The sequence below is a fragment of the Vibrio sp. Vb0888 genome, from assembly GCF_033338835.1.
GTDB lineage: Bacteria > Pseudomonadota > Gammaproteobacteria > Enterobacterales > Vibrionaceae > Vibrio > Vibrio alginolyticus.
Map to the genome: position 1 here is coordinate 1 of NZ_JAWOTL010000150.1, position 1,334 is coordinate 1,334.

General features: G+C 49.0%; 2 protein-coding genes. Both read left to right on the forward strand.

Annotated features, from left to right (window positions below; genetic code table 11):
* A partial coding sequence (locus R7P72_RS24610) for an ABC transporter permease (RefSeq protein WP_318110914.1) occupies window positions 1-884 on the forward strand: 884 nt, incomplete at its 5' end.
* 3 nt (window positions 885-887) lie between these two features.
* Window positions 888-1,334, forward strand: a 447-nt coding sequence (locus R7P72_RS24615) for an ABC transporter permease (RefSeq protein WP_411912903.1), incomplete at its 3' end; no start/stop codon positions are given.

Here is a 1,334-nt window from a genome sequence, read left to right on the forward strand (position 1 = left end):
TATCACCAAGCGCGAGCCGCGCGGCGAAACCAACGACAAGCGTTTGGCTCAAGCGCATCAAACCCGCAATCTGGCTGGTTCCCTTTGCGCTTTTTTTCTACCTATTTCAACTCGCGCCCATGATTTGGGTGCTGTTTAACAGCTTTATCTACGATGGAGAGTTCGCTCTCGATAACTACATCGAAGTACTCGATTCTGCGTTCATGCTGCAAGCATTCGGAAACAGTTTATGGCTGTCCGTTTGGTCGAGCATTTTCGGGCTCGCCATTGCGACGCTGTTGGTTTCTTCCTTACGCCGAGTAGACAGTAAGCTAAGAGACGCCGTGATTGCCTTCACCAACATGAGCAGCAACTTTGCAGGCGTACCTCTGTCGTTTGCCTTCATCATCATCTTAGGCACAAACGGCGCGATTACGTTGTTGCTCAAGCAATATGGTTTGCTCGGTGATTTTGACTTGTACGGCAAATGGGGCTTGCTGGCGATTTACATCTACTTCCAAATCCCACTGGCGGTTTTACTGCTTTATCCCGCTTTTGATGCGCTGAGCGATGATTGGCAAGCGGCGGCTGCACTGTTGGGGGCAAGAACTGCGCTATATTGGGCGAAAGTGGCTTTGCCTGTGCTTTCTCCTGCCCTGTTTGGCACTTTCATTATTTTGATCGCCAATGCGATCGGCGCGTATGCCAGCGTCTATGCGCTCACTTCTGGTAACTACAACGTCATTACCATTCGTATTGCCAGTTTGGTCTCTGGTGATTTGTTCCTAGAGCCAAATTTAGCGGCCGCCATCTCGGTCATCTTAATGGCGCTGTTGGCGTTTATTACGGTGATTAACCAGTGGCTGATTGCCAAAAGTTACGCAGCTAAGAAAAGCAGGAAGTAAACCATGCAAGACGTAAATTCTCGATTCCATAAAAGCGTCGTTTACACCATCGTCGGAATCATGCTGATCCCGATTCTAGCGACGTTCATTTACTCGCTCTCTTCTCGCTGGGGCGCAACGATTCTGCCTGATGGTTTCACTTTTGACTGGTACATTAAACTGCTAACGGATCCTCGCTTCTTACAGGCGTTTGGTCGCTCGCTCTTTATTGGCCTTTCAGCACTAGCACTGAGTGTTGTTCTCGTCCTGCCTGCGATTTTCGTGGTGTCTTACTACTTTCCGAATCTCGACAAGCTGATGAATATCCTGATTTTGCTGCCATTTGCAGTACCACCCGTGGTTTCGTCTGTGGGCCTTCTTCAACTCTATGCTGACAGCGAAATTTCCCTCATCGGTACCCCCTGGATTTTAGTGGGCACTTACTTCACCATCGCATTGCCATTTATGTAT